18 protein-coding genes are annotated in these 18,881 nt (G+C 61.7%); 13 read left to right on the top strand and 5 right to left on the bottom strand.

Features of this window, described 5'->3' with window-relative positions; translation table 11 throughout:
• The first annotated feature begins 38 nt into the window (after positions 1-38).
• The 6 genes from DKB71_RS17145 (at position 39) to DKB71_RS17120 (ending at position 6,742) form a co-directional block, all read left to right on the top strand.
• Entirely contained in the window at positions 39-752 is a 714-nt protein-coding gene (locus tag DKB71_RS17145; RefSeq protein WP_274075729.1) for an ABC transporter permease, read from the top strand.
• 18 nt (positions 753-770) lie between these two features.
• On the top strand, positions 771-1,469 hold the full coding sequence (locus tag DKB71_RS17140) for an ABC transporter permease subunit (RefSeq protein ID WP_323608995.1): 699 nt from the start codon (positions 771-773) through the stop codon (positions 1,467-1,469).
• Complete coding sequence (locus DKB71_RS17135) at positions 1,469-2,440, top strand: DMT family transporter (protein WP_274075727.1); 972 nt, start codon at positions 1,469-1,471, stop codon at positions 2,438-2,440. Before DKB71_RS17140 ends, DKB71_RS17135 begins: the two co-directional genes overlap by 1 nt.
• Positions 2,441-2,455: 15 nt before the next feature.
• On the top strand, positions 2,456-3,472 hold the full coding sequence (locus DKB71_RS17130) for a succinylglutamate desuccinylase/aspartoacylase family protein (protein ID WP_408596085.1): 1,017 nt from the start codon (positions 2,456-2,458) through the stop codon (positions 3,470-3,472).
• A gap of 87 nt (positions 3,473-3,559) precedes the next feature.
• Complete coding sequence (locus DKB71_RS17125; RefSeq protein WP_408596083.1) at positions 3,560-5,179, top strand: mechanosensitive ion channel family protein; 1,620 nt, start codon at positions 3,560-3,562, stop codon at positions 5,177-5,179.
• Positions 5,180-5,245: 66 nt separating this feature from the next.
• Positions 5,246-6,742, top strand: coding sequence for a diguanylate cyclase domain-containing protein (locus tag DKB71_RS17120; protein WP_408601118.1), 1,497 nt, complete (start codon positions 5,246-5,248; stop codon positions 6,740-6,742).
• A 169-nt stretch (positions 6,743-6,911) separates the two neighbouring features.
• Here the strand turns inward: DKB71_RS17120 and DKB71_RS17115 are convergent, their stop codons facing one another.
• Positions 6,912-7,211, bottom strand: a complete 300-nt coding sequence (locus tag DKB71_RS17115) for a hypothetical protein (protein ID WP_274075723.1) — start codon at positions 7,209-7,211, stop codon at positions 6,912-6,914.
• 200 nt (positions 7,212-7,411) lie between these two features.
• Here DKB71_RS17115 and DKB71_RS17110 point away from each other — a divergent pair, with 200 nt between their 5' ends.
• Positions 7,412-8,107: a tRNA (adenine(22)-N(1))-methyltransferase gene (locus DKB71_RS17110; RefSeq protein WP_408596081.1), complete on the top strand. Its 696-nt coding sequence runs from the start codon at positions 7,412-7,414 to the stop codon at positions 8,105-8,107.
• Between the two features lie 2 nt (positions 8,108-8,109).
• Here DKB71_RS17110 and DKB71_RS17105 read toward each other — a convergent pair whose 3' ends face one another.
• Complete coding sequence (locus DKB71_RS17105; RefSeq protein WP_408601117.1) at positions 8,110-8,928, bottom strand: helix-turn-helix transcriptional regulator; 819 nt, start codon at positions 8,926-8,928, stop codon at positions 8,110-8,112.
• A gap of 96 nt (positions 8,929-9,024) precedes the next feature.
• On the opposite strand from DKB71_RS17105, the gene DKB71_RS17100 reads away from it, so the two are divergent.
• Positions 9,025-9,981, top strand: coding sequence for a threonine dehydratase (locus tag DKB71_RS17100; protein WP_408596079.1), 957 nt, complete (start codon positions 9,025-9,027; stop codon positions 9,979-9,981).
• Between the two features lie 434 nt (positions 9,982-10,415).
• On the opposite strand, the gene glgX is transcribed toward DKB71_RS17100, so the two are convergent.
• A complete protein-coding gene (gene glgX / locus DKB71_RS17095; protein WP_274075719.1) occupies positions 10,416-12,590 on the bottom strand; it encodes a glycogen debranching protein GlgX in 2,175 nt (724 codons plus the stop codon).
• Positions 12,591-12,824: 234 nt separating this feature from the next.
• On the opposite strand from glgX, the gene DKB71_RS17090 reads away from it, so the two are divergent.
• From DKB71_RS17090 to DKB71_RS17070, 5 genes are all read left to right on the top strand, one after another.
• Positions 12,825-13,463: a hypothetical protein gene (locus DKB71_RS17090; RefSeq protein ID WP_408596077.1), complete on the top strand. Its 639-nt coding sequence runs from the start codon at positions 12,825-12,827 to the stop codon at positions 13,461-13,463.
• Positions 13,463-13,894, top strand: a complete 432-nt coding sequence (locus tag DKB71_RS17085) for a phage holin family protein (RefSeq protein ID WP_274075717.1) — start codon at positions 13,463-13,465, stop codon at positions 13,892-13,894. Before DKB71_RS17090 ends, DKB71_RS17085 begins: the two co-directional genes overlap by 1 nt.
• On the top strand, positions 13,891-14,712 hold the full coding sequence (locus tag DKB71_RS17080; RefSeq protein WP_408596075.1) for a DUF3618 domain-containing protein: 822 nt from the start codon (positions 13,891-13,893) through the stop codon (positions 14,710-14,712). Before DKB71_RS17085 ends, DKB71_RS17080 begins: the two co-directional genes overlap by 4 nt.
• A gap of 129 nt (positions 14,713-14,841) precedes the next feature.
• The gene (locus DKB71_RS17075; protein ID WP_274075715.1) at positions 14,842-15,090 is read left to right on the top strand and encodes a hypothetical protein; all 249 of its coding nucleotides are present in this window, start codon (positions 14,842-14,844) and stop codon (positions 15,088-15,090) included.
• A 10-nt stretch (positions 15,091-15,100) separates the two neighbouring features.
• A complete protein-coding gene (locus DKB71_RS17070; RefSeq protein WP_323608987.1) occupies positions 15,101-16,267 on the top strand; it encodes a carboxylate-amine ligase in 1,167 nt (388 codons plus the stop codon).
• 52 nt (positions 16,268-16,319) lie between these two features.
• Here the strand turns inward: DKB71_RS17070 and DKB71_RS17065 are convergent, their stop codons facing one another.
• Entirely contained in the window at positions 16,320-17,543 is a 1,224-nt protein-coding gene (locus DKB71_RS17065; protein WP_408596072.1) for a zinc-dependent alcohol dehydrogenase, read from the bottom strand.
• A gap of 72 nt (positions 17,544-17,615) precedes the next feature.
• On the bottom strand, positions 17,616-18,812 hold the full coding sequence (locus DKB71_RS17060) for an ATP-binding protein (RefSeq protein ID WP_408596070.1): 1,197 nt from the start codon (positions 18,810-18,812) through the stop codon (positions 17,616-17,618).
• Positions 18,813-18,881: the final 69 nt, after the last annotated feature.

Here is an 18,881-nt window from a genome sequence, read left to right as displayed (position 1 = left end):
GCAAGTGGCGCCTTCGAGGTCACTGACTGGAGACTCAAATGCCAGCAATGTTCGATTTGATCAGTTTCAGCGAGCAGGGATGGGGCACGGCGCTGCTCAAGGGCCTGTGGATGACCCTGCAGATCTCCGCCGGGGCCTTCGTGGTCGGGCTGGCCATCGGCCTGGTGGTGGCCTGCCTCAAGTTGGGTGGGCCAAGACCCGTTGCAGCGCTGGCTCGCGGCTACACGACCTTGTTCCGCGCGGTGCCGGAGCTGTTGCTGATCCTGTTGCTGTACTACGTCGGCTCCATGCTGCTCAACTCGCTGATGGCAACCCTGGGTTACGACGCGGTGAATGTCAGCGGGCCGCTGGCGGCGATCGTGGTGCTGGGCCTGGTGCAGGGCGCTTACGCCTCGGAGATTTTCCGGGCGGCGATCCAGGCCATTCCCTTCGGCCAGATCGAAGCGGCGAAAGCCTTCGGCCTGCACGGTTTCGGCTTGTTCCGCCGCGTCACGCTGCCGATCATGGCGCCCTATGCGATGGCGGGCATGGCCAACCTGTGGATCAATCTGATCAAGGACAGCGCCCTGATCAGCGTGGTCGGCACCAACGAGCTGTTGTACACCGCCCGGCAAGGGGCGGGTTCGACGCGTCATTACCTGTTGTTCTACCTCACGGCCGCGGCGCTGTACTACGCGGTGACGCTGGCGTCCAACTACCTGTCGGGACGGCTCGAGCGACGCATTCGTCGCTGGATGCCTCTTGCTGACTAAATCGGCAGAGAGAATGAAATGATTCCAGCGTGGATAGTTGAATACGCGTCGCTGCTGGTCCGAGGGCTGCAGACGACCCTTTTGATCCTGGTGATTTCCAGTGTGTTCGGTTTTGTCCTGGCGGTGCTGGTGGCGCTGGCGCGGATCTCGAAGAACAAGGTCATCGCCAAGCTCAGCCTGTTCTACACCAGCGTGACCCGCGGCACCCCCTTGCTGATCCAGATCTACATTTTCTACTACGGCCTGGGCAGCCTGTTTGCGCAGTTCCCGCTGATTCGCGGCAGTTTCCTCTGGCCGTACCTGCGTGACGGCTATTGGTACATCGTGTTCGCCCTGGTGGTGTCGGTGGGGGCCTATGTCGGCGAAGTGATCCGCGGTGGCCTGCTGGCGGTGCCCAAAGGCGAAATGGAAGCGGCTTCGGCGTTTGGCATGACCCCGCGCCAGACCCTGTTGCGGGTGCGCTTGCCCCGGGCACTGCGCCTGCTGTTGCCGACGCTGGCCGGGGAAACCGTGATGCTGCTCAAATCCACGGCCCTGGCCTCGACCATTGCCGTGATCGATCTGTTGGGCGCGGCCAACGTGGTGCGCGCGCAAACCCTGCAAGTGTATGAGCCGTTGCTGCTGGTGGCCGGTGTCTACGTGTGCCTGACGTTCCTGATCGAGGCGCTGTTCGCCTTCTTCGAGCGCCGTGGCACCCCGGTTCGCAGGTCCGCCTGATGAAAAGCACGCCAATGGTTGACCGCTCCTTGCAAGGCATTGGCCTGTGCACCCTGGGCTACGCGTTCCTGTCCTTGCAGGACGCCGGCATCAAGTGGCTGGTGGCCGATTATTCGGTGTTCACCATTCTGTTCTGGCGCGCCCTGGTGGTGGTGCTCGCCTGTTTGCTGATCGGGCGTCTGCAACTGGTGCGGCGTGCCTGGCGCTCGTCCAGCCGGCGGCTGCTGGTGGTGCGCGGCCTGCTGTCGATCGCGGCCTGGCTGCTGTACTACACGGCGGCCCGCGACCTGACCCTGGCGGAGATGACCACCCTGTATTTCTCGGCACCGATCATGGTCACGGTGCTGGCGACGGCGATTCTCAAGGAACGGGTCAACGGTTGGCAGTGGTTCACCCTGATCATCGGGTTTATCGGGGTGGTGATCGCCTGTCGCCCGAGCAACATGGCCGATCCGCTGCCCATTGTGCTGACGCTGCTGGCGGCGATGTGCTGGGCGTTCACCTATATCCAGTTGCGCCAGGTGGACGAGCAGACCTCGGTGCTGGAGCAGATGCTGATCACCAATGTGGTGTTTGTGATTTGCATGGCGCTGGCGTTGCCTTGGACCCATACCCCGGCACCGGTTCCAGCCTGGCTGGGCATGCTCGGCGCCGGCCTGATGGGCGGCATCGGCCAATTCCTGCTGTTCGCCAGTTTCCAGCGCGCCACCGCGACCGTGCTGGCGCCGTTCGAATACACCGGGCTGATCTGGGCCTTCCTGCTGTCGAGCCTGATCTGGGGCACGCTGATGGATGTGTCGTTGATGATCGGCGCCGGGTTGATCGCAGTCAGCGGCACCCTGGCGATGATTTTCGGTCGGCACCCGTCGCAGGACGTCGTCGGCGCCGAATGTTCCGTGTCGCAACCCCTTTATCCCGAAGCGGACGAGATCAAACCCGATGGCGGCCGGACGGGTGTCGCGGATCAATGACAGGAGGACAAACGGATGGCGCAGGATATTTCGTTCAGCGTTCGCAACAACAATGGCGATCCGGTGCAGGTCGGAGTCTGGCGCTTCGAGGGTTCCAAAGGTGGACCGAAGGTGCACTTGCAGGCCGGGGTGCATGCCGATGAAATCGCCGGCATGCTGGTGCTGCATCTGTTGATGCAACGCCTTGAAGCGGCTGAGTCGCAAGGCCGGCTCAAGGGCAGTGTGACGGTGGTGCCACAGGCCAACCCGCTGGGCATCGACCAGTTTCGCCAGGGGCGGATTCTTGGGCGCTATCACGATGCGACCGGGCATAACTTCAACCGGGGTTTCGACCAGTCGGCCGCGATGCAGCGACCTTCTACAGCCGTCCAGGCGTGGCAACAGAAACTGGTGCAACTGGCGGCGCCGGCGGATGTGGTGCTGGACCTGCACACCGATGACGAGGCGCTGCCCTACCTTTATGTGCACCGCAGTTTCTGGCCCCGTGGCCGTGAACTGGCGGCGGCGCTGCGCATGGACGTGGCGATCATCTGGGATGACGGCGACGATGGCTCCTTCGAGGAAACCATCATTGCCCCGTGGCTGCGCGAGGGCACGACCGCGCAACGCATGGCCGCGACCCTGGAGCTGCGCGGGCAGGGCGACGTCAGCGACCGTTTCGCCGAACAGGATGCCCAGGGGCTTTACGCCTGGCTCTGTGGCCAGGGGGTCATTGAGGATACGGTGGTGCCCGCCGACTGGCCGGTCGAGGCGTTGGAGATGGGCCACATGGAGACCGTTCTCGCGCCGCAGCCCGGGGTGCTGATCTTCGAGAAGGAGCTGGGCGATCGGGTCGAGCAAGGTCAGCGCTTCGCACGCATCCTGCGCCGCCCCGGCGATCCGTCCTCCGAAGTGGTGCTGTATGCCGAGCAGACCGGGCGCCTGGTCACACGCTATCGCGATCGCCTGATCGCCCAGGGCATGGGGGTGGCGAAGTTCACCGGCAGCCGCCCGTCGCGCAACTGGAGCGGTGGGTTACTCGACCCCAACTGAGTGGCGCCTATCTGACAACCGCTCATCGCTGGACTACGCTGCGATACGTACCCTTGTCCAGAACCTGTGACGTAAGGAAACCGATGCATGCGGAGCAGGCTGCTCACCCCATTGATCGTCATGTTCGCGATGTGTTGGTCGGTACTGCTGTGGGCCGAGGACGCGGCGAAACCGCTGGATCCTGCACCTACGCCAGCGGAACTGAAAATCGCCAATCGCAGCATCATGGTGTTTCGTGGCGCGCTGCTGGGTGAAACGCCGCAGACCCGGGTCAAGCGGGCCAGGACAGCGATCAACGAAGCACTGGATGACGAGGACGACCTGCGGGTCACCCTCGATGCTGTCCAGGACAGCTACCTGGTGCTGCTGGGTGCCAAGCGCGCTTTTATCGTGTCCCCAAAGGATGTCGATGCCAGCGAGTTCGAATCGGTCAGGCAGGCGGCAGAAAGTGCCGCCGACAAGCTGCGCCAGGTGGTGGCCGAAACCGGGGAAGCCCGCAGCCTGCATCTGATTTTCCGGTCACTGGCGGGCGCAGCGATTGCCACCGGTATTTATGTCGCCTTGCTCTGGGGCATGGCCTACCTGCGCCGCCGCTTGCTGAAGAAACTGCCGGACCTGATGCACCGGCACACCCAGGCCCTGAAAGTCGGGCGGGTGCAGGTGATCGATGCCAACTACCTGTATCCGCTGGTCAGCCGCTTGCTGGGGTTACTGCGCTGGCTGGTCGTGCTGCTGCTGACCTACGAATGGCTGGGTTTTGTCCTGTCGCGGTTTCCTTACACCCGGCCCTGGGGTGAAAGCCTCAACAACTACCTGCTGGAAGTCGCAGGTTACTTGTTCGAGGGTATCGTCGGCGCCATACCGGGACTGGGCGTGGCCCTGGCAATCTTCTTCATTGCCCGGGGCACCACGGCCTTTGCCCGACGGATCCTGCGGCGCATGGCCACGCCCGGCACCTTCAGCTGGTTGAACCAGGAAACCTTGCAACCGACCCAACGCCTGACGTCGCTGGCGATCTGGCTGTTCGCCCTGGCGATGGCCTATCCCTACCTGCCGGGCGCTGGCACCGATGCGTTTAAAGGCTTGTCGGTGCTGATCGGCCTGATGATTTCCCTGGGTGCTACCAGCGTGGTCGGGCAGGCGGCGGCCGGTTTGATCCTGACCTACACCCGCACCTTGCGCCCCGGCGAGTTCGTGCGCATTGGCGAATACGAAGGCACGGTGACTGAACTGGGCATGTTCACCACGCGCATTCGTACCGGCCTGGGCGAGGTGCTGACGCTGCCCAATTCAATGATCACCGCCACGGTCACCAAGAACTATTCGCGCACCGTGCAAGGCCCGGGTTACGTGGTCGACACTGTGGTGACCATCGGCTACGACACGCCGTGGCGCCAGGTCGAAGCGATGCTGCTGGAAGCGGCCCGGCGCACTCCCGGCGTCCTCACTGAACCACCGGCGCAGGTGTTCCAGACGGCCCTGTCGGATTTCTATCCCGAATACCGCCTCGTGGCCCAGGCCATCCCCAGCCAGCCACGCCCGCGCGCGGTGTTGTTGAGCATGTTGCACGCCAATATCCAGGATGTGTTCAATGAGTACGAGGTGCAGATCATGTCGCCGCACTATCTGGGCGACCCGGACTTTGAGAAGCGGGTGCCCAGGGACCAGTGGTATGCCGCCCCGGCGCAGAAAGAAGGGCAGCGCTGAGGTGGGCCGCGAGTGACCAGACGCCACCGTGCTTTCGCCGGTTTCATTCTCCTGGCCGTAGGCCTGATGGGCATGTCTGCGCTGTTGTTGCTCAAGTCCGAGACGCAACGGCGGGAAACGCGTTTTTCCGAATACGTGCAGAACATTTCCGGCATCGTGCGCAATCAGCTCGACACAAACGAAGCGGTACTGGCCGGGTTTTCCGCTTTTCTCCAGGCGGTCGACCAGAGCGATACCGAAGCGGCGGCGCGTTATGCCGCTGCGGTGATGTCGGCGTACCCGCATCTGTACATGCTCGAAGCGGCACGCGCGGTGCCGGTGGCCGAACAGGCAGCCTTCGAAGCGCTGCTGCGCCGCACCTGGCGACCGGACTTCACCCTCAAGGATTTTCCCACCCTGACTCGGCAACCCGCCCGGCACCAGGCCTTTCTGCGCGAGACCTGGCCGGTGCTGTTCATGTACCCGGTGCTGTCGGAGGCCAATGCGATCTACGGCGTCAGGCTGGAAACCGTCGGTTATCTGTCCCATGCGCTGGCCCGCACGTACAACAATCCCAAGCCGGTGGTCTCGCCGGTGTTCTCCATGTACGAGGGCGGCGATGCGTTCATTCTGATGCAATCGGTCAACCGGCCTGAACGGGTGCGCGAAAGCTCCCGACCGAATTTCTTTGGCAGCACCATGGTCGCCTTGCTGTTGATCAGGACCGGCTCGCTGCTGGATGCCGTGATTCATGCCAACGTCGACTCGCGGGTGCACATCCGCGCGGTGCTGCAGACCGCCGCCGGCACGGAAAGCCATGTCTTCGCCACGGGGACCTCGGATGCCGGATTGATCGATGGTTTTTTCCTGCCCCTGCTTGAAGAACGGGTGGAGATTCACAGTGCCTCGCAGCCGATGACGTTGCTGTTCGAGCGTCAGTTGCGCCTGGCCGACGTCCTGACCGGGCAAGCCTTGGCACTCCTGGCGATACTGGGTGCGGCGTTCGTGCTGATCCCGCTGCTGCTGATCCGGCATTTCAAGGCGCTCGAGCGGGCAGACGCCGAGCACCTGCGCTCGGCCTACCTGGCCACCCATGATGTGCTCACCGATCTGCCCAACCGCTACCTGTTTGCCGAACGTTTCGAGCAGGCGCTGTCCCGCTGGAAGGGCGACCGGGTGCCGTTTGCCGTGCTGTTGATCGACCTGGATCATTTCAAGGACATCAATGATCGGTATGGCCATGAGGTCGGCGATCAGGTCTTGCGCGCGCTGGCCAGTCGCATGCTGGGGGCCACGCGTACGGGGGACACGGTTGCCCGCTATGGCGGCGATGAGTTCGTGGTGCTGGTTACCGACCTGGCCGACCCGGATATGGCCGAGGTCAAGGCTTCGAAGATGTTCGAGGCGATTGGTCAGTCAATCGTTACCAGTGCGGGGGAGATTTCACTCTCGTGCAGTATCGGCATTGCCCTGTGTCCGTTGCATGGGCAGACGCTCGACACCTTGCTCAAGGCGGCTGACCAGGCGATGTATGGGGTCAAGCAACTGGGACGAAAGGGCATTGCCGTGACCAGGGCCCTGTAAGAGCTGGCTTGCCAGCGAAGGCGGCCTTCCACGGGTGCACCCCGGTCAAGCTGTAGAACCTGGCTTGCCAGCGATGGTCGTCAACGATGACGCAAACTGTCTGAATGACTGCGTTGTCCAGACGTTTTTCGCGAGCAAGCTCGCTCCTACAGGAGCGAACACCGCCAGATCAATGCCTGCACTCCGACAATACCACCTGGCAGGTACGGGGTGTGCCACCCGACCGGCCGGCATAACGTATGCAGTTATTCAAGGATTTCTGCCGCGCGATGCTCAAGGTGTTGCCCCAGGCGAGACCACCCTCGCCGGCAGTGGGCAGTGCCTTGGCATAGCAGCTTGAGCCCATGTTCGAGGCCGAGTAGCGGGCCGTGGACGACTTGCCTGAACATCCCGCCGTCAGCACCAGGTTGATGGCGATAAGGGAGGGCAGGACCCATGACATGCATTGGCTCGCGGTGATTGCGGTCATCCCGTTTCCCCTGGATCAGGCGGCTGGAAACCTGTGGTGTGCCTGATCAGTCTAGACGGCCGGGGCCCCGGCGGGCGTGCGGCCGATCAACAGTCATGGCGCCCTTGTCGCATGGATTTGAAATGCACGGCATTACCCGACAGAATCGCCTCCGTTTCGGCCAAAGGTGCCGGACGTTCGCGGTGAAAAAGGGGCTGCAGTTGAACGAACAGACATTGTCCATGCGCCTGGAGCGCGTGGCGGCGCATGTGCCCGTCGGGGCGCGCCTGGCCGATATCGGCTCGGATCACGGCTACCTGCCGGTGGCGTTGATGCGCCGTGGTCTCATCGCAGCGGCGGTGGCCGGCGAGGTGGCGTTGACGCCGTTCCACGCGGCCGAACGCACCGTGCGCGAGAGTGGCCAGGCGCAACGGATCACCGTACGCCTGGCCAATGGCCTGGCGGCGATCGAGCCGGGAGACGGGATCACGGCGATCACCCTGTGCGGCATGGGTGGCGAGACGATCCGCGACATCCTCGACAGCGGCAAGGCACACCTGAGCGGCCAGGAACGCCTGATCCTGCAACCCAATGGCGGCGAACAGCCCCTGCGGCAATGGCTGATGGACAATGGCTATCGCATCCTCTGGGAGGATGTGCTGCGAGAAAATCGCTTCGACTACGAAATCATCGTCGCCGAGCGTACCGGACCGGTGGTGTATAGCGCCGAGGAGCTGTACTTCGGCCCGCTGCAGATACAGGCCCGCAGCCCGGCGTTCCTGGTCAAGTGGCAGCGAATGCTGCGCGTGAAGCAAAAGACCCTGAGCCATTTCGGCCGGGCGCGGCAGGCGGTGCCTGAGGACAAGGTGCAGGAGATTGCACGGCAGGCCCGGTGGATCACCGAGCTGCTGGCTTGAGCCTAGTACCGCGTGCTTTCACGCAACTGCGCCGGACTCACGCCAAGGCGCTGCTTGAAAGCGGTCGTCATGTGCGCCTGGGAGTTGAAACCGCAGGCGTGGGCGATCTCCGCCAGCCGCGCGGTCGAGTCGCGCATCAGGGTCCGCGCCTTGGCGAGGCGGCGGTCGATCAGGTAACTGTGGGGGCTTCTACCCGTCGCGGTCTTGAAGGCCCGCATGAAATAGCCTTCGGACAATCCGAGCAGTTGCGCCATCGCCTGTACACCCAGCGGACCGCCGAGGCCGGCGTCGATGAATTCATCGAGCAAGCGCATGCGGCTGGCGGTTATCGAGCCCTGCAGCGGTGCCGACAACGCGTCGTCATCCTGGGCCCGTTCAGCCAATGCGAGGGCCCAGGCCTCCCAATCGTCCGCCACTCTGGGCTGCAAAAGCGCGCCACGCATGCGCAGGGCGAGGGCGGTCGCTTGCGGATCGATGCGATTGTTGAAGGCACGATGCCCCGGCAGCGCCAACCCGTCGGTGCGCAGCACCCGTAGGTACTCACCGCCCGTGGGGGATTCGGACAACACATCACACCCCGCAGGGACAAACGCCAGGCCGTTCGGCATCGCGACGAAGGGCAACACCCGATCGCTGCCGATGGCGTGCAGGCCTTGCTGGCTGTCGAAAGCGAAGCCAATTGCCGACTGAGTCGCTACATAGCGGGTCGCGTAGGCGCTGCCGGGCAGTAGTTCGATCGCCCAGGGCCCGGCCTCGATGCGGCGCACCGGTTCAGACGGGAAGGGCGGTTGCTGGCGGTTGTGACGGTTCATGAACACCATAGTAGAGAAAAGAGGCCGCAAAAGTCAGGTCGGTTTTCTGAAAGCCGGCCAGTGGCGCCCGTGTCTACACTGGGCAACACCTCAGGGAGACGCCTCATGTACAGACTGACTCGCGACGATATCGAACAAGCTGCCGGCCTGGTCTACCAGGTAATGCCTGCCACCGCGCAGTACGCCTGGCCCTTGCTGGCAGAGCGCTTGGGTTGCACGGTGTGGGTCAAGCACGAAAACCACACGCCTACCGGTGCCTTCAAGGTGCGAGGCGGCATTACTTTCATGCACTGGCTCAAGCGCACCCATCCCGAGGCGCAGGGCATTGTCACCGCTACCCGCGGCAACCATGGCCAGAGCCTGGCGCTGGCGGCGACCGCACTGGGTTTGCGCTCGCTGATTGTCGTGCCGCAGGGAAACTCACTGGAGAAGAACAATGCCATGCGCGGCTTTGGCGGTGAAGTGGTCGAGTATGGTCGCGATTTCGATGAGGCCCGGGAAGAGGCCGCCCGCCTGGCGAGCGCCCATGGCCTCTACCTGGTGCCGCCGTTCCACACCGAGCTGGTCAAAGGCGTGGCGACCTATGCGCTCGAGCTGTTCAAGGCCGCGCCGGACCTGGATACCGTCTACGTGCCGATTGGCTGTGGCTCGGGCATCTGCGCGGTCATCGCCGCCCGCGATGCGCTGGGCCTGAAAACCGAGGTGGTGGGCGTGGTTTCAAGTAAAGCGGCGGCCGCGAAGTTGTCGTTTGAAGCGGGTGCAATATGCGAAACCGCGTCAGCCGATACCTTTGCCGACGGCCTGGCCGTGCGCAAGCCCATTGCTGAAGCCTTTGCCGTCTATGCGGCAGGTGCGGCGCGGATCGTGTCGGTCACAGACGCGCAGATTGCCGAGGCCATGCGCGTGTATTACACCGACACCCACAATCTCGCCGAAGGGGCAGGCGCGGCGGCCCTGGCAGCGCTTATACAGGAGCGTGAAACGATGGGGGGCAAAAGGGTGGGTGTGATTCTGTCCGGGGGGAACATCGACAGATCAGTGTATGCGCGAGTGATTGGGTGACGGCAATTGGCGTCGTACACAAATGCCATGCCTGGCAAAAATCCCCTGTAGGAGCTGGCTTGCCAGCGAAAGCGGTCTGACATTCAACATCGATGTCGACTGACCCGGCGCCTTCGCTGGCAAGCCAGCTCCTACAGTTGATCGGCGTTGTACGCAAATGCCGTGCCTGGCACATCCCCTTGTCTGGGGCATCCTACTGCCATCGCCGGCAGGCCGGCTCCCACAATTGGTCGGCGTCGTTCACAAATTCCGTGCTTTGCGAAGATCTCGGGTCTGACGAAGATCCCCTGTAGGAGCTGGCTTGCCAGCGAAAGCGGTCTGACATTCAACATCGATGTCGACTGACCCGGCGCCTTCGCTGGCAAGCCAGCTCCTACAGTTTATCGGCGTTGTACACAAATGCCGTGCCTGGACATCCCCCTGTCTGGGGCGTCCTACTTGCGTTTTTTCGTCGAAGGTTTCTTCAGCTCGAACATCAGCATCGAGCGGCCCGTTACCTGATACTCATCGCCAAACGAAAACGATTCCCCAGGGTCGAGCTGCGCCTGGTTGGTGTCCAGCTGCAAAATCCACTGTTGGCCCTGTGGCACTTCCGGCAGGGTGAAATTCACCACGTCGTGATGGGCGTTGACGATGATCAGCAGCGATTTATCCACGCCTTCGCGGCGAATGCCGCTGGTCTGGGTACGTCCATCGAGCAGGATTCCCATGCAGCGGTTGCTGCCGTCATGCCACTGTTCCACACCCATTTCCTCGCCACCCGGCTGCAACCAACTGACGTCCTTGACGCCCAGGCTTTCGTCATACTCGCCCGTGAAGAAACGATTTCGCCGCAGCAATGGGTGGCGGTTGCGCAGCTCGATGAGGTAGCGGACAAACTCTTGCAGCTCGCTGCTTTGTTCACTCACATTCCAGTCTATCCAGCCGATCTCGCTGTCCTGGCAGTAGGCATTGTTGCTGCCGCCCTGGGTCCGGGCAAACTCGTCTCCCGCCAGGAGCATGGGCGTACCCTGTGCAAGGAACAACGTGGCGAGTAGGTTGCGCATCTGCCGATAGCGCAGTTCGATGATCTCAGGGTCCTCGGTCGGCCCCTCGACACCGCAGTTCCACGACCTGTTATCGGAGTGCCCATCGCGGTTGTCTTCGCCGTTGGCCTCGTTGTGCTTTTCGTTGTAGGAGACCAGGTCATTGAGGGTAAAGCCGTCATGGGCGGTGATGAAATTGACCGATGAAGCCGGCTTGCGACCACGCCGATTGAACTGCTCGCCCGAGCCGAGAAAGATCTTGGCGAAGTCGCCCAGCATGTCATCGTCGCCCTTCCAGAAGGCACGGGAGACGTCCCGGAACTTGTCGTTCCACTCCATCCACCCGGGTGGGAAGTTGCCCACCTGATAACCGCCAGGGCCACAGTCCCAAGGTTCGGCGACCAGCTTGACCTTGGCCAGGACCGGATCCTGGCGACAGGCGTCGAGAAAGCCACCGCCCTCACTGAACCCTTCAGGCTCGCGACCGAGGATGGTCGCCAGATCGAACCTGAATCCGTCCACGCCCATCTCCGAGCTCCAGTATCTCAAGGAGTCAGTCACCATCTGCAATACGCAAGGGTGGCTCATGTTGAGTGTGTTGCCGGTACCGGTGTCGTTGATGTAGTAGCGCGCATCGTCGGGCATCAGTCGATAGTAGCTGGCGTTGTCGATGCCCTTGAGCGACAGGGTCGGCCCCATCTCGTTGCCTTCGGCCGTGTGGTTGTAGACCACATCGAGGATCACCTCCAGCCCGGCCTTGTGAAAGCGCGAGACCATGATCTTGAACTCGCCGATCGACTGACCCGCCATGTAGCGCGCATGGGGGGCAAAGAAGCCCAGGGTGTTGTAGCCCCAGTAATTGCGCAGGCCTTTTTCCAGCAGGTGGTTGTCATCGAGGAAGTAATGCACGGGCATCAGTTCCACGGAGGTCACACCGAGTGAGCGGATATATTCCACCACGTCGTTCTGGTGGAAAGCGGCGAAGGTGCCACGATCAGGCTCTGGCACCGAAGGATGACGTTTGCTGAAGCCGCGTACGTGGGTTTCGTAGAAAACCGTATTTTCCCAAGGCACGTTGGGTTTTGCGCTATTGCCCCAGGTGAAGGCCGGGTCGATGACCCTGCAGCGGGGCATGAAAGGTGCGCTGTCGCGTTCATCGAATGACAGGTCGCCGTCTGCATGGCCGACGGTGTAGCCAAACAGCGCATCGTCCCATTGCAGTTCACCCGAGATCTGCTTGGCGTAGGGGTCGATCAGCAATTTGTTGGGGTTGAAGCGGTGACCATTGGCCGGATCGTAGGGGCCATGCACCCGATAGCCATACAGTGTTCCAGGCCGGGCGTCGGGCAGGTAGCCGTGCCAGATCTCGTTGGTGAATTCCGGCAGGGCGATGCGCTCGATTTCTGCCTGGCCGTCGGCGTCGAACAGGCACAGTTCGACCTTCGTGGCATTCGCGGAAAAAATCGCGAAGTTGACGCCCGAGCCGTCCCACGTTGCGCCCAACGGATAGGGCAGCCCCTCGCTGACACGGCTGGCGGGACGTTCTTGGCTTGATGCACTGTCGCTCTGTGGTTGATCCGTCATGATCAAGCGCTCCGGAGTAGGTTCTGGGATGGATGACCAACGCGGTCTACCGATAGAAGCCTGCGGCGCGCAACAGTTCAGGAAATTTGCTGCCCGATCGAGATATACCCCTCACTCATCATTCTGTTGGAACTCCCCATGACGTCGCTCCGTCATCAGCAGTAGGGGGGGCTGCGGCTGATTCGTGGCGAACCCTGCTAACGCTTTTTCTTCAATCAGAAGGCGAGGGACGACATGAATACTGCAGACAGCACGACCGGGAGCCAGGCAGACAAACCCGACTCCCCAGACTTTCAACACCTCAAGGAAAACGTAACGGAGGCGCTTGGCGGAGCAAGACAGCAGGCGGATGAACAGTTTGGTCAATACCGTGACACGGCAGCAGACCAGATAGAGGCACTGGCCGAAGGGGCAAAATCCTTCGTTTCAGAACTGCAGGACAAGGACAGGCTGGGCATGTCCGACTACCTCGCGGACATGGCGGAGTCCATGAGCGGGCTGGCGGGCAATCTGCGCGGGAAAAGTGCGGAACAGCTGCTGCATGACGGCGCCGAGCTGGCGCGCAACAACCCGGCCCTGTTCATTGCCGGCAGCATTGCGCTGGGCTTTGGCCTGTCGCGTTTTCTCAAGGCCGGGGCCGCGCCGGCAGCGACGCTCAACGATGCGGGCGACCCGGCAGCAGGGCATTCAATGCCGCCGTCAGGTGGATTCGGCGCGCAACGCCCCTACGAAACCTCCGTTCCATCACGTACTGATGAAAACCCTGGCCTGGCCACCGGCATCACGCCGGCCTCGCCGAATGCACAGGATCATCCATCAGACTTCGCAACGAACTCGACACCCGCTTCCACACCCTATAAAGGAGCGCTGTGATGAACAGAGAAGATCAAGATTTGCCGGGCGTCAGACCGGTGCCCACCCCGGAGCCTGACGCTTCGGTCGTCGGCCTGCTGCGTCAGCTGACTCGCGAAGTGCCGGCGCTGTTCACCAAGGAACTGGCGTTGGCCAAGGCCGAGCTGCAGGAGAGCCTCACGACGCTGAAGGCCGGCATTGCCGGTGTCGCCGGTGGTGCGATCGTGCTGCTGGCGGGGTTCATCATCCTGCTGATGTCCGCTGTCTACGCCTTGAGCATGTTCATGGCGCCGTGGTTGGCTGCGCTCATCGTTGGTGTCGTGGTGATGATCGTGGGGTTCGCCATGCTGCAGTCCGGAAAAAAACAGTTCGAGCCGTCCCACTTCAAGCCTGATCGCACGCTGGACGCCTTGAACAAAGACCAGGAAGCGCTGCGGAGGAAAGTCTCATGACCACTGAATTCGACATCGAGTCGCAGAAAAGCCCCGAGACCATCGAGCGGGAAATCGATGCCCAGCGTGCCAGCATCGGCAACATCGTCGACGCGCTGGAAAGCAAATTCACCCCGGGACAGTTTTTCGACCAGGCGCTGTCTTTCATGCAGAGCAACGGCACGACGTTCCTGAGCAACCTGGGCACCAGCGTTCGCAACAATCCCGTCCCGGCGGTAGTGACGTCGGTGGGTCTGTTATGGCTGATGATGAGCCAGAACCGTCCGCCGACTCCTCGTCCGGCTTATCCCGTAGCCCCCACACGGAACAAGGTCGGGGAGTGGACCGAAGGCCTGGGCGAGGGCATCGACAGTGCGCGCGAGCATTTGCACGAGACGGCGGACACCTTGAAGGAGGGCTACCAGAGTGTGAAAGACAAAGCGGCGCACCTGGGCGACAACCTGGGCGCTGCCGGCGAAAACATCAGCCATGCCGTACATGACGCCAGCGACCGCCTGGTGCGCAGTACGCAGGTGATGAGCAATCAAGTCAGCCAGTTGCTCAAGGAACAGCCGCTGATGGTTGCCGCCGCGGGCATCGCCTTGGGAGCCATGCTGGGGGCGGCGTTACCCTCGACGGCCACCGAGCAGCGCTACATGGGCAAGACCAGCGCCGGGCTGGCCGACAAGGTCAAGCAGCAGGCGCGGGAGGGCTACGAAGCGGTGCGCGATACGGTAACCAAAACCACGGAACATACAGAGGTGGAGAAGCCGCAAGGGAATGGCCACACAGCCTCCAGTCCACCGGCGGATCTGTCCCGCGGATTGGGCACGTCTTAAGGCGTCAAATGCAAAGCGGGAGGTCGAATGCCGGCCTCCCTTTTTGCAGCAGGCACCTCTGGTCGGCCCTCGTGAACCTGGCTCGAACCCTGTTGATCCATTCAGAAATGACTCCGGGATTGCACTGCCATGAACGCCTTCAAGAACCAGCTGACGCCGTCCCAGGAACGAAGATTGTGTGCACTGGACGCCTGGCATCGAGCACTCGATGACATCGCGCTACGCATGGAATCTCCCGATGCCTATCACGAAGAACTGCTGCGCCAATCGGATGAGATGGATCGCCAGCGCATTGTCAGTTGGCAAGAGTGGCGCGATTTGCGAATTAAGGCGGACGAGGCGTTTCTGCGCGCCGTAGCGGGAGAGGACTATCACTGAGGGCCCATCCATGGACAGACAGCTGAGGTTCGGCATTGAAGAGGAATACTTCATCACCGATCTGGACACCCGGCGCATGACCGATAAGCCACCCAAGGCTTCGATTGAAGCGTGCGAGGCGGCGATGGGGGCTTGTTTCGCCTATGAGATGTTCCAGGGCCAGATCGAAGTGGCTTCGCCGATCTTCACCTGCATGGATGAAGCAGGGGACTACCTTGTGGCTGCTCGCAAAAGCCTGCGGCGTTCGCTCGAGTCTTATGACCTGGGACTGCTCTGTGCAGGGAGTCATCCTCTGGCTGACTGGCGCGTGCAACAGCCCACTGAGCAACATCACTTTCTTCAACTGTTTGCAGACTATCAACGGGTCGCTCGGCGTAGTCTGCTTTGCGGTCTGCATGTACACGTTGAAATTCCGAGTCACCTTGATCGTATACAGGTCATGAACGAAGTCTTGCCGTGGACGCCGCTTTTGCTCGCACTGAGCAGCTCGTCGCCCTTTTGGGACGGTGCCGACAGCGGCTTCATGAGCTACCGGCAAACAGCCTGTGACGAGTGGCCGAGGATGGGCATTCCGGAGTTCTTCGAGGATACGCCTGCCTATGACGCCTACGTCGCCTTGCTGATACGTACCGGCACCATCACCCAGGCCAGCGAATGCTGGTGGGGATTACGGCCCGCTTGCCGCTATCCGACCCTGGAATTGCGCATGACGGATGCCTGCCCACGGCTGGAAGATGCCTTGTGCATTGCCTCATTGTTTCGCTTGCTGGTTGCCTATGCGATTGATCAACCTCGACCAGGGTTGGCCTATTCGCAAACGTCCCGCTTGATCCTCAAGGAAAATCGTTGGCGCGCGAAACGCCATGGAACACAGGCGTCATTCATTGTTGAGGGGTACGATCGAACCTTCTCGGCCGAGCAGTGGCTTTTTCTGGCGCAGCAGATCCTTGGCGATACGGCGCGCAAGCTGCGTGTGGAAAACGTCTTCGCCCAGGCCCGGCTAATTCTGCGCAACGGCACCAGTGCAGACCGGCAGCGAGACCTTTACCAACGAGCCCTGCGTAGCACTGGGGATGTTCATGCCGCCCTGGCCGAAGTAGTGGATCAGTTGCTGCTGGAAACGTCGCAAGAGCCATGCAAAAGCGATGACCTGCAACCCGCGGTGTGTGAAACCTGAGCAACAGTTGGAAAGAGGACGAAAATCTCGTCCTCTTTTTCGGGGAGCATTCTCAGGTCGCCAGGACTGCGGCGGTGTCGTCGCTCTCGGGCAACGCAATCCGGTTATCGTCCGGTGTCAGGATGACCTTCCTGCAATCGTCTTCCTTCTTGTCGAACATCCTGTAGCCCTCGGCGGCCTGCTCCAGCGACAGTCGATGGCTGATAATGACCTCAGGGCTAAGGCGCCCCATCTCTATGTGTTCGAGAAGCTCCGGCAGATAACGCTGTACATGGGTCTGGCCCATCCTGAAGGTCAGCCCTTTATCGAAGGCGTCGCCAAACAGGAAGCCATGGATGAACCCGGAGTACACACCCGGCACGCTCACCACCCCGCCACGTCGTACCGCTGCAATGCACTGACGCAATGCCTTGCCGCTGCTGCCTTCGAGCTTTAGCGTGGCGAGCACGGTCTCGGTGGTGCTGCCCTTGGCTTCGAAACCCACCGCATCGACCACGCCATCCACGCCGCGCATGCCTTTGGTCTGGCGCACGATGGTGTCGGCGGGGTCGGCATCTTCATCGAAGTTGATCGGTATCACGCCATAGGTCTTCTGCGCGTAAGCCAGGCGGTAAGGGTGGTGATCGACCATGAAAATCTGTTCTGCACCGAGCATTCTGGCGCAGGCTGCACTCAACAGGCCGACCGGACCTGCGCCATAGATGGCGATGCTCGAGCCGTTGCCGATGCCGGTGTTGGTCACGGCCTGGAAGGCGGTAGGCAAGATGTCCGAAAGGAACAGCACCTTCTCGTCGGACAGGGTGCCCGGGACTTTGAACGGCCCGGTGTTGGCTTTGGGCACACGCACGTATTCCGACTGGCCGCCAGGGATGCCGCCATACATGTGGCTGAACCCAAACAGCGCGGCACCCGATGGAATGGCTTTCTTGTTGAGGATCGCGCCACGCCCCGTGTTGGTCTTTTCACAGGCGGCGAACAGGTCCATCTGGCAGAAAAAGCAGCTGCCGCAAGCGATAACGAAGGGGATCACCACTCGGTCGCCGGGTTGCACGGCAGTGACGGCCGAGCCCGTTTCTTCAACGATGCCCATGAACTCATGACCGAAGATATCGCCATGCTCGACGGTCGGGATCTTCCCGCGATACAGATGCAGGTCCGAACCACAGATTGCCGTGGCGGTGACGCGAAGGATGATGTCGTCGCTGTCCTCGATAACCGGATCGGGGACGGTGTCGACTTTGACGCTATGCGCGCCGTGATAGGTGAGTGCTCTCATGACGTCCTGCCCCTCTCATGGGTTTGATGGTAAGCGGGAGAGGAGTGCAGACGGAGGTTAGTTCAGAAAAATTCAACTGATCCATTTGAAGTCAGCCGGGAATCTTGCGACGAAACAGGTGCCTGCTTCCAGCGTCGAGGTAACGCTCAAGCTACCTTTGTGCGCGGTGGCGATCTGGGCAGCGATGTAAAGTCCCAAGCCCAGGCCTTCGCCGCGCTGCCCAGCTTGCGACCGGGTAAAGGGTTCAAACAGCAATGGCATCAACGCCGGTGGAATCGGGGCACCCTGATTGCTCACCGATATGACCATCTCATTCCCCTCGGCATGGGCCTGCACGCGGATAGGTTCCGCTGTCGAGCCATGGGTCACTGCATTGCCCAGGAGATTTGAAAGCAACTGGCTGATGCGCAGCGCGTCGCAATAGACGCCGGTCGGAACATCCAGGTCGTGGGTCAATTTCGCTTCGGGGTGAGAGGCCTGTACTTCGTCCAGCGTCAGTTTGAGCGTGCGACCCAGGTCATCGACCAGTTGGCGCTTGACCGGAATCCCGCCACCCATCCTTCCCCGGGCAAAATCCAGCACGTTCTCGATCAGTGCACCCATTCGAGTCGAGCTATTGCGGATCGCTGCAATCAGGTTCAGTGAGCGTTTTTCCGTTGCCCTGGTTTCCAGCAGATCAGCGCTCATCCGGATCGCGCTCAGGGGCGTGCGAAGGTCATGGCCGAGGACGGCGACGAACTGCTCGTGCAGCCTTGCGTGTTCATGGGCATTGACCAGTGCGGTTTGCGTCGCCTGCAGATGGCTTTGGGCGTCGAGACTCATCGCGATCAGTTGGGCGAAGAGGGTGAGTGACTTGGCGATCGCGGGCTCATCGAGATTCGCCGGCACGGAGTCGATGGCACACAGGGTGCCGAAAAATTCGCCATTGGCCCTGATGATGGGAATGGAGATATAGCTCTCCAACGCATAGGTCCTGGGGGTGTGGTGCAACGAGAAAACCGGGTGCGCACTGGCGTGGCCGAAGATGACGGGCTGCCGGTGCTGGCGAATCTCGTGGCAGATGGTTGACTCGACGACCAGCTCGCCGCCGGGCTTGAGGCCGAAATCGATTGAATCATCGACGGCGCAGGCCACCCAGCTTCTTTCGGTGACTCTCGCTACCGCGGCGAAGCGCATGCCGGTGAGATGCTTGACCATGCTCAGGATGACTGGAACGGCATCGATGGTGCGGATGGCTTCAACGTCTGGCGAAAACTCTGCGCGGGTCATGGCTCGGCTGTTCGAAATAATGTCGCTCAGAGACTATCCCGAATCTCACGACCTGACCACTTGGGGAGC

The organism is Pseudomonas sp. PLMAX, from assembly GCF_046042685.1.
In the GTDB taxonomy this organism is placed as follows: Bacteria; Pseudomonadota; Gammaproteobacteria; order Pseudomonadales; family Pseudomonadaceae; genus Aquipseudomonas; species Aquipseudomonas putida_AE.
The sequence above is the reverse complement of the archived record's forward strand: the minus strand, read 5'-3'. Positions and strand labels throughout refer to the sequence as shown.

Bases quoted from the DNA above. Each gene is read 5' to 3' on its own strand.
- DKB71_RS17115 (WP_274075723.1), bottom strand. From the start codon at position 7,211: ATGACCGCAATCACCGCGAGCCAATGCATGTCATGGGTCCTGCCCTCC.
- DKB71_RS17060 (WP_408596070.1), bottom strand. From the start codon at position 18,812: ATGACCCGCGCAGAGTTTTCGCCAGACGTTGAAGCCATCCGCACCATC.
- DKB71_RS17120 (WP_408601118.1), top strand. From the start codon at position 5,246: ATGGGCATGTCTGCGCTGTTGTTGCTCAAGTCCGAGACGCAACGGCGG.
- DKB71_RS17135 (WP_274075727.1), top strand. From the start codon at position 1,469: ATGAAAAGCACGCCAATGGTTGACCGCTCCTTGCAAGGCATTGGCCTG.
- glgX (WP_274075719.1), bottom strand. From the start codon at position 12,590: ATGACGGATCAACCACAGAGCGACAGTGCATCAAGCCAAGAACGTCCC.
- DKB71_RS17140 (WP_323608995.1), top strand. From the start codon at position 771: ATGATTCCAGCGTGGATAGTTGAATACGCGTCGCTGCTGGTCCGAGGG.
- DKB71_RS17090 (WP_408596077.1), top strand. From the start codon at position 12,825: ATGAATACTGCAGACAGCACGACCGGGAGCCAGGCAGACAAACCCGAC.
- DKB71_RS17130 (WP_408596085.1), top strand. From the start codon at position 2,456: ATGGCGCAGGATATTTCGTTCAGCGTTCGCAACAACAATGGCGATCCG.
- DKB71_RS17145 (WP_274075729.1), top strand. From the start codon at position 39: ATGCCAGCAATGTTCGATTTGATCAGTTTCAGCGAGCAGGGATGGGGC.
- DKB71_RS17100 (WP_408596079.1), top strand. From the start codon at position 9,025: ATGTACAGACTGACTCGCGACGATATCGAACAAGCTGCCGGCCTGGTC.
- DKB71_RS17080 (WP_408596075.1), top strand. From the start codon at position 13,891: ATGACCACTGAATTCGACATCGAGTCGCAGAAAAGCCCCGAGACCATC.
- DKB71_RS17075 (WP_274075715.1), top strand. From the start codon at position 14,842: ATGAACGCCTTCAAGAACCAGCTGACGCCGTCCCAGGAACGAAGATTG.
- DKB71_RS17065 (WP_408596072.1), bottom strand. From the start codon at position 17,543: ATGAGAGCACTCACCTATCACGGCGCGCATAGCGTCAAAGTCGACACC.
- DKB71_RS17105 (WP_408601117.1), bottom strand. From the start codon at position 8,928: ATGGTGTTCATGAACCGTCACAACCGCCAGCAACCGCCCTTCCCGTCT.
- DKB71_RS17070 (WP_323608987.1), top strand. From the start codon at position 15,101: ATGGACAGACAGCTGAGGTTCGGCATTGAAGAGGAATACTTCATCACC.
- DKB71_RS17085 (WP_274075717.1), top strand. From the start codon at position 13,463: ATGAACAGAGAAGATCAAGATTTGCCGGGCGTCAGACCGGTGCCCACC.
- DKB71_RS17125 (WP_408596083.1), top strand. From the start codon at position 3,560: ATGCGGAGCAGGCTGCTCACCCCATTGATCGTCATGTTCGCGATGTGT.